Here is a 7,885-nt window from a genome sequence, read left to right on the forward strand (position 1 = left end):
GATCTAACCAATTCAAGTCCCCCTTATCAAGGGGGATTTAGGGGGATCAAACCTTTTGCTATATTAAATGTATCTCCAATCTCAGCGAAGCGAATTGGATTGGTTCATAATTTATCGATATTTATCCATTATGTCCCTCAACTTCTCCCGGACTCGTGACTTATTATCTAACTTCCAATTTGGGGAACTGTTTATCGAGGAATTGGGATGGTCTCATCCTCGCGCAAAAAAAACTGTTAGTATCACCGTTGACAACCAAGAATATCCCTGTCAACGGATTGCGGAAGTGTCGGGAGTAGCAGTATTAGAGGTGACAACTACCGATATACCCGATGCGAAACTTCGTCGGGACATTCACCAGCAAGTTATCGAAAGAATTGCCGAAAATCTGCTAATTTTCGTCGATGGGGGACGGACACGCAGTTTATGGTACTGGGTAAAAAGAGAGGGAAGTAAAAGTTATATCCGTGACCATCTTTATATAAAAGGACAACCGGGAGATTTATTTCTCGGTAAACTAGCGGAATTAGTCCTCGATATCACCGACTTTGAAGATGGGGAACCCTCCGTGGTGGAGGTGGCCCATCGTTTACAAAAAGGTTTCGATATCGAAAAGATTACCAAGAAATTTTATCAGGAATTTCAGCGAGAGCATTTACAGTTCCTCCCCTTTATCCAAGGAATCGATCGAGAAAGCGATCGAAAATGGTACACTTCCGTTATTCTCAATCGTTTAATGTTCGTCTATTTCCTGCAGCGCAAGGGATTTATCGATAACGACTTCAACTATCTGCAAAACCAATTACAAGCAAGTCAACGACGCGGGAAAAATTTATTTTATCGTCAGTTTCTGCAAACCCTCTTTTTCCAAGCATTCGCTCAACCGGAATCCCAACGAGATGAGACAGTAACTGCATTGGTGGGAAAAGTCAAATATCTTAACGGAGGATTATTTCTCCAACATCCCCTCGAAAATCTTTATCAAAACATTTGTATTGATGACCAAGCATTTGAGAATATCCTCGATTTATTCTCCCGTTACTCTTGGAACCTTGACGACACTCCGGGGGGAAGCGATGACGAAATTAACCCCGATGTTTTGGGATATATCTTTGAAAAGTACATCAACCAAAAAGCTTTCGGTGCTTACTATACCCGTCCGGAGATTACTGAATATCTCTGTGATAGGACGATTAATAAATGGATTGTCGAGAGAAGTAATCAACATTATCCCCGCAAACAATTTGCCAGTATTTCTGAACTACTAATTAATCTCGATTCTCCCCTCTGTCAGCTTCTGATTGAAGATATTCTTCCCCAGCTTTCTATTTTAGACCCTGCCTGTGGTTCCGGTGCTTTTTTAGTGGCTGCGATGAAGACATTAATCGGAATTTATAGCGCGGTGATTGGGACAATTGAACTACGGGGAGACAGTAAATTAAAACAGTGGTTAACAGAGGTAAGAAAATCCCATCCCTCCCTCGGATATTACATCAAAAAAAGAATTATTTCCGATAATCTCTACGGTGTCGATATCATGGAGGAAGCGACGGAAATCGCAAAACTGCGTTTATTTCTCGCTTTAGTTGCTGCCGCACAATCGGTGACAGAATTGGAACCCTTACCGAATATTGATTTTAATATCATGTCGGGAAATTCCCTCATCGGTTTAATTCGCGTGGACGGAAAAAGTTTTAATCTCATGCAAACCCTCACCGCGCAAAATTATCAGACAATTCTCGCGGAAAAAAACCGCAGTATTGAATTATACAAAGAACACGCTTTTCGGTTGGGAGAAGTAGAGGGAACCCCCCAAGAAAACCGTCTTCAGATGTTACGCAATCACATCGAGGATGTCAACCGCGAATCGGTGCAGAAATTAAACCAAATTCTCTTAGATGAGTTTAGCGGTAAGTTGTCAATTAAGTACGAATCCGCACAATTAACGGGAAAAGCAAAGAAACGTTTATTAACTCTTTCTGATATGCAGTCCCTGAAACCCTTCCACTGGGGTTATCACTTCGATAAACTGATTACAGAAAAAGGTGGTTTTGATGTGATTATCACCAATCCCCCCTGGGAAGTCTTTCAAACCGATGAAAAGGAATTTTTTCAGCAGTATGATAGTTTAATTCAGAAAAACAAACTTGATATAAAATCATGGAACAAACAGCGAGATAAACTTTTAGAGAATCCAGAAATCCAAAAAGCTTGGTTAGAATATTGTAGTGGTTATCCCCATGTTAGTGCTTATTTTAAAAAGTCCGAACAATATCGAAATCAAAATTCTGTAATTAACGGCAAAAGTGCTTCAAGGAAAATTAATCTTTATTGTTTATTTACAGAACAATGTTTTAATCTACTCCATCCCCAGGGAGAATGTGGAATAGTTGTTCCCAGTGGAATTTATACCGATTTAGGAACCAAACAACTGCGAGAAATGTTATTTTCTCAGACAAATGTGACAGGATTATTTTGTTTTGAAAATCGTAAAGAAATTTTTGAAAATGTCCATAGAAGTTTTAAGTTTGCTATCTTAACTTTTGAGAAAAATAAACAAACTCTTTCCTTTCCTGTAGAGTTTATGCGTCACGATGTTGAGGAATTACAACGGTTTCCCCATAAAGATAGTTTAGTAATTAGCGTCGATTTAATCCGCAAACTATCCCCCGATTCCCTCTCGGTAATGGAATTTAAACAAGATATAGATATTCATATCGCTGAAAAAATGTCTCGTTTTCCCCTGCTAGGAGAAACCCTTCCCGATACATGGAATCTCAAGTTAACATCAGAATTTAACATGACTACTGATAGTTATTTATTTAAAACTGAACCCGCAAAGGGAAGACTACCCCTCTACGAAGGAAAAATGATTGAACAGTTCAGCCATGGTTTATCTCAACCGCGCTATTGGATAAATGAATCAGAAGGAAGAAAAGCAATATTAGGAAAATTGCCAGATAATCAGCAGATACTAGACTATCAAACCTATCGAACTGGATTTCGTAAAATTGCTAGGAATACTGATAGTAGAACTTTAATAGCTACCATTATACCTCCTGCTTTTCATGGAGAAAACTTTCAATCTATTGTACATTTTCAAGAAGAAGTTAATCCTGGAGTTTAGACTAACTCAACCTGCAACCAAACTGCACAGTTTGGTCTAATGATAAGAAGACTACAGGGAGTCAAAAAAAGGAGATAATGGGATAAAATTGTCAAATAATCAAAAAACTTGAATCAATCTACTCAGAAACTCCAGGATTTTAGAAATGAAGTCTATCAACTACTAGGGCCAGCTAAAGATAGCACTTTCGAGTTGATGGATGCCATTCTTGTCACGAAAAATGTCTATTCTTTGGTTGAATTATCGCTTTCACCAGTATTTCGACGAAAGTGGTCAAGCCTGTATGAAGCTCTCGATGATTGTCGGCCTAAAACCAACAAATTGATGAAACTCTATATTAGCGAAATCCCCAGCTCCGAACCATCACAACGGATAATCTTGGCAGGAGATCATACACCTTGGCCCAGAACTGAAGCTCCAACGTTAAAAGACAGAACTTATGAACACGGGGCCAAAGTTATTTCAGGAAAACCAATTACGTTAGGTCATGGTTACAGTACGTTAGCCTGGATACCAAAAGAAAAAGGCAGTTGGGCATTGCCCTTACGACATGAGAGAATTACTTCTCATGAAACGCCAATAACTAGAGCCGTTTTACAACTTAAACAAGTATGCCGACATCTCGAAGAAAGACCCATAACTTTGTGGGACAGTGAGTATGGGTGCGCTAATTTCGTAAAACTAACATCCGAGATAAATGCGGATAAGTTAATGCGTTTACGTCCTAACCGTTGTGTTTTTGCTAAGGCTCCTGCCTATCAAGGAAAAGGAAGACCGAAGAAACATGGACATAAAATGAAATTGTCTGCTCCCATAACTTGGGCAATTCCTATTGAATCAATTGAAATCAATGATTCAACTTGGGGAGTCGTTAAAATTCAAAAATGGAGCCAATTTCATTTCTATGAATCGGCGGAGCATCCGATGGAAATCATTTTGATTCAACGCCAAGGGAAAGGACTTTCCCAAAAAGAAGCCAAACCAATGTGGTTAGCGTGGATTGGAACCGAACAACCTTCTTTAATGTCCTTATGGTCGCTTTATTTAAAACGCTTTGCTATTGAACATTGGAATCGATTTGTTAAACAAAGATTACATTGGACAAAAGCGAAATTGGGAAATACAGAAAGCGGGCAGAGATGGAGTAATTTGATGCCAATTTTAACTTGGCAATTATGGTTAGCTCGTGAAATGATAGAGGACAACCCGCTGCCGTGGCAGAAGCCTCAACCCCTGGAGAAGTTAACCCCCGGACGAGTGGCACAAGGCTTTGCCGGACTTTTAGCCGTGATAGGCACACCCGCCAAACCACCAAAACCCCGCGGAAAGTCCCCAGGTTGGGAAAAGGGTAAGAAAAGGAAGAAAAAACCTCGTTATCCAGTGGTCAAAAAGACAGTAACTCGACAGAAAAAAGACAAAAAAGAGGCAGATTAAAGCCCCTAATGAATAAATTAGCATTATTTTTAGCTTTTCTGACAAGCTAAGTCTTTTTTTTATGCGTTCTAATTATCAGACTAGACTTTACAGTCTGATTTTTTAGTCTAAACTCCAGTTCTCATTGCCGCCAGAGAAGAAAAAGAAGCCTTCTCTCGTAAAGTTATCATTTATACATTAGGGCATCTTTATCAAGAAGGAAAAATTTCAGCAGGAATCGGCGCACAAGTATTAGGATGCGATAAATATACATTTTATACACTTCTCTCTGAGTATGGTTTTTCCATTATTGATTACACAGCAGAAGAATGGGAGTCAGAGATAGAAACCAGTCAGTCGTGAATTAGCAAAAAAAATCAAAGAGAATAAAGATAATTGTTAATTCTATACCGATCATCGCCTTATCTTTGATTAATCAATTAGATATTCTTAATCAGCTATTTAATGAAGTGATTATTCCTTGGGCAGTTTATCAAGAAATTGTCATCGCTGGAGATAATAAACCGGGGGCAAAAGAACTCAAAAATGCCAATTGGATTCAAGTTCAAGAAGTTGCATCATCATCTCCTCTTGAACCGCTATTACTAGGATTAGATCGAGGAGAATTAGAAGTTATTCTCTTGGCAATTTCAATCAAACCAGACTGGGTAATTATAGATGAGAAATTAGCAAGAAGAGTTGCCAAAGCTATGGAATTACCCGTCAAAGGAACATTAGGAATTCTCTTGGTTGGTTTTGATATGGGTTATCTATCTAAACAAGAAATTTTAGATTTATCACAACAGTTAGTTGATTATGGAATTCGTATTAGTTCTCCGATGATTAATTGGCTAAAAACAGAATTAGACAATGATCATTAATACTAACTCAATGCAAAATTTACTACCTTGAAACAATAAATCGTACACATTCGTGACCAAGAAAAAGCAGAAACACTCTCTAAAATTTTAACTGCTTTAGATTTTGTTGACTCTGTAGAAATCATCGAAGATCAAACAACATTATCTGATCACGAGCAAGAATTCTTTGCCCTGGCAGGATTGTGGGAAGACAGAAATATCACCCCTGAATCTATCCGTCAAGCAGCATGGCGAGAAGAAAAACGATGATTTTATTAAAAGTTTAGAACGCTATGAGCCGTCGAATGAATGACCCATCCACATTTCATTGGCGATCGCATTCCTCCCCATCTTTCCACACTCCCTACGCAATCGCAAAAATCCGATAAAATAGTGAATAAGTGACATCCATCAATACAATTTATTACAAAAAATAATTTCTAAGTAATAAAACAATGGCTCAATTACAAACCCTAATGCCTATACTACAAGAATTTCGCCAAGAATTAGCAAAGTTTTATGGAAAACGGTTAGTAAAACTCATCCTTTTTGGTTCACAAGCGCGGGGTAACGCCAATGAGGACTCAGATATTGATATTATGGTCGTATTAAAGGGTCCCATTTCCCCTGGAGATGAAGTGATTCGGATGGCAGACATCGCTACTCAACTAGACCTTAAATATAATACCTTCATTTCTTTGATTCCTATCGCCGATGAAGATTTTGTTCATCGACAAACCCCATTAATGGACAATATTCGCCGAGAAGGGATTGTCCTGTGAACCAAATTTCGTCCTATATCAATCAAGCTAATGAAGAATTAGAAGCGGCCACCCTATTACTTGAAAAAAATTATTATCGTGCTTGTATTTCTCGTTGCTATTATGCCATTTATTGTACAGTCCAAGCTCTGTTAATAGTTAAAAATATCAATACTCGCAGTCATCGAGGGGTACGACAGCAATTTTCTCAACATTTTATTCAAACAGGTGAATTATCATTAGAACTATCAAAAGCATTAAGAATTACCTATGATTTACGACAATTAGGAGATTATGATCAAGTTATTGAAATAACTAGGGAACAAACAAAAATTGCCTTAGAATACGCCACAGTATTTGTAGAACAAGCAAGCCACTGGCTTAATACACATTAGTTTAGTATAAAGAGATAAATAAATTATCTCAAATGGAATGCTCCCACTCTAGCAAATACTACAGTAACTATTTATGCGCTATCAAGTTCGACTCAAAGAAAGCGAAGAAGGTTATGCAATTTGGTGTCCCAGTTTACCCGGATGTTGGTCACAGGGAGACACTGAAGCAGAAGCTATGGAAAATATCAAAGAAGCGATACAAGACTATTTAGAGACAATTGAAGAATTAAACAAAGATGCTGAAGTGCGTTATGTAGAAGTAGGATAAGTAGGCCAAAATTACCCGGAATTAATCATCTACGCGCTGTTAATGCCTTTAAAAAAGCGGGATTCCGCATCACTAGACAGAGAAAACATATTACCATGACAAATGGAGAACAGACTATCACCATTCCACGAGCAAATCCAGTTAATGCTTATACAATGGCAGGGATTGTTAAAGAAGCGGGTTTAACTATCGAAGAATTCTTAGAATTACTCTAAAACTATTTCTAACCTGCTTTTAATCCTTCATTTTGGGGGGGAGGTAGCTTTAAGAGAAGTGTATCAAGGGATTAAAGAGGTGAGTCGCTGGTGGCGGTGATTCTTGTTCTATGAATTAGCCTCCACCTTACCCAATTGAATCAGCAGTCTGCTCCCCAGTGCCTTCGGCAAGCACAGAAATCCAATAAAATAGTGAATAGGTGACATCGGGAAAAAATCATCTATGGCAACTACATCCGAAGACGTATGGCGAATCTTAGCCGAATTAGCGACTGCTCAAGCTGAATTAACTGCTGCTCAAAAAGAAACTGACAAACAACTGAAGGAAGTTAGTCAACAACAGAAGGAAACTGACCGACAACTCAAGGAAACTGACCGACAACAGAAGGAAACCGAGCGACGACAACAGGAAACCGACCGACAACTCAAAGAATTAGGACGGCAAATTGGGGGACTTGGTGCCAAATTCGGCAGCTTTACCGAAGGACTTGCCCTTCCCTCAATGGAAACGATTCTCAGACAAAGGTTCGGTATGGAAGTTGTTAGTCCCAGTGTGCGAGTCAGTAAAGATGGAAAACACCTAGAAATTGATGTCCTTGCCTATACCAATGGTGAGCTAAATACTGCCTATATCGTTGAGGTTAAAAGTCATGCTAGAGAGGAATCCATTACACAATTAAAAAGTATTTTGCAACGGTTTCGCAGCTTTTTTCCTGAACACAAGGACAAAAAACTCTATGGCATACTAGCATCAGTTGACTTATCCAACGAATTACGCGAAAAAATTCTGCAAGAAGGGTTTTATGTGGCTCGGATTCATGACCAAGTATTTGAACTCGATATTCC

10 protein-coding genes are annotated in these 7,885 nt (G+C 38.7%); all 10 read left to right on the plus strand.

Going from position 1 to position 7,885, the window contains the following annotated elements; all coding sequences use genetic code 11:
• Positions 1 to 130: 130 nt before the first annotated feature.
• On the plus strand, positions 131 to 3,127 hold the full coding sequence (locus O9323_RS02050; RefSeq protein WP_288124619.1) for an Eco57I restriction-modification methylase domain-containing protein: 2,997 nt from the start codon (positions 131 to 133) through the stop codon (positions 3,125 to 3,127).
• Between the two features lie 108 nt (positions 3,128 to 3,235).
• Positions 3,236 to 4,561, plus strand: coding sequence for an NF041680 family putative transposase (locus O9323_RS02055; RefSeq protein WP_288124620.1), 1,326 nt, complete (start codon positions 3,236 to 3,238; stop codon positions 4,559 to 4,561).
• Positions 4,562 to 4,729: 168 nt separating this feature from the next.
• Positions 4,730 to 4,903, plus strand: a complete 174-nt coding sequence (locus O9323_RS02060; RefSeq protein WP_288124622.1) for a UPF0175 family protein — start codon at positions 4,730 to 4,732, stop codon at positions 4,901 to 4,903.
• A 23-nt stretch (positions 4,904 to 4,926) separates the two neighbouring features.
• On the plus strand, positions 4,927 to 5,421 hold the full coding sequence (locus O9323_RS02065) for a PIN domain-containing protein (RefSeq protein ID WP_043997356.1): 495 nt from the start codon (positions 4,927 to 4,929) through the stop codon (positions 5,419 to 5,421).
• A gap of 39 nt (positions 5,422 to 5,460) precedes the next feature.
• Positions 5,461 to 5,670 carry a hypothetical protein gene (locus tag O9323_RS22490; RefSeq protein ID WP_353851582.1) on the plus strand — a complete coding sequence of 70 codons (210 nt, stop codon included), beginning with the start codon at positions 5,461 to 5,463 and terminating at the stop codon, positions 5,668 to 5,670.
• Between the two features lie 185 nt (positions 5,671 to 5,855).
• Positions 5,856 to 6,182, plus strand: a complete 327-nt coding sequence (locus tag O9323_RS02070) for a nucleotidyltransferase domain-containing protein (RefSeq protein WP_002740269.1) — start codon at positions 5,856 to 5,858, stop codon at positions 6,180 to 6,182.
• Positions 6,179 to 6,556: a HEPN domain-containing protein gene (locus O9323_RS02075; RefSeq protein WP_002739474.1), complete on the plus strand. Its 378-nt coding sequence runs from the start codon at positions 6,179 to 6,181 to the stop codon at positions 6,554 to 6,556. Before O9323_RS02070 ends, O9323_RS02075 begins: the two co-directional genes overlap by 4 nt.
• A gap of 73 nt (positions 6,557 to 6,629) precedes the next feature.
• On the plus strand, positions 6,630 to 6,824 hold the full coding sequence (locus O9323_RS02080) for a type II toxin-antitoxin system HicB family antitoxin (protein ID WP_002749975.1): 195 nt from the start codon (positions 6,630 to 6,632) through the stop codon (positions 6,822 to 6,824).
• 95 nt (positions 6,825 to 6,919) lie between these two features.
• Entirely contained in the window at positions 6,920 to 7,039 is a 120-nt protein-coding gene (locus tag O9323_RS22805) for a type II toxin-antitoxin system HicA family toxin (RefSeq protein WP_002739811.1), read from the plus strand.
• Between the two features lie 223 nt (positions 7,040 to 7,262).
• On the plus strand, positions 7,263 to 7,885 hold a 623-nt coding region (locus O9323_RS02090), incomplete at its 3' end, for a DUF3782 domain-containing protein (protein ID WP_288124621.1).

The organism is Microcystis sp. LE19-131.1A (genome assembly GCF_027532015.1).
In the GTDB taxonomy this organism is placed as follows: Bacteria; Cyanobacteriota; Cyanobacteriia; order Cyanobacteriales; family Microcystaceae; genus Microcystis; species Microcystis ichthyoblabe_A.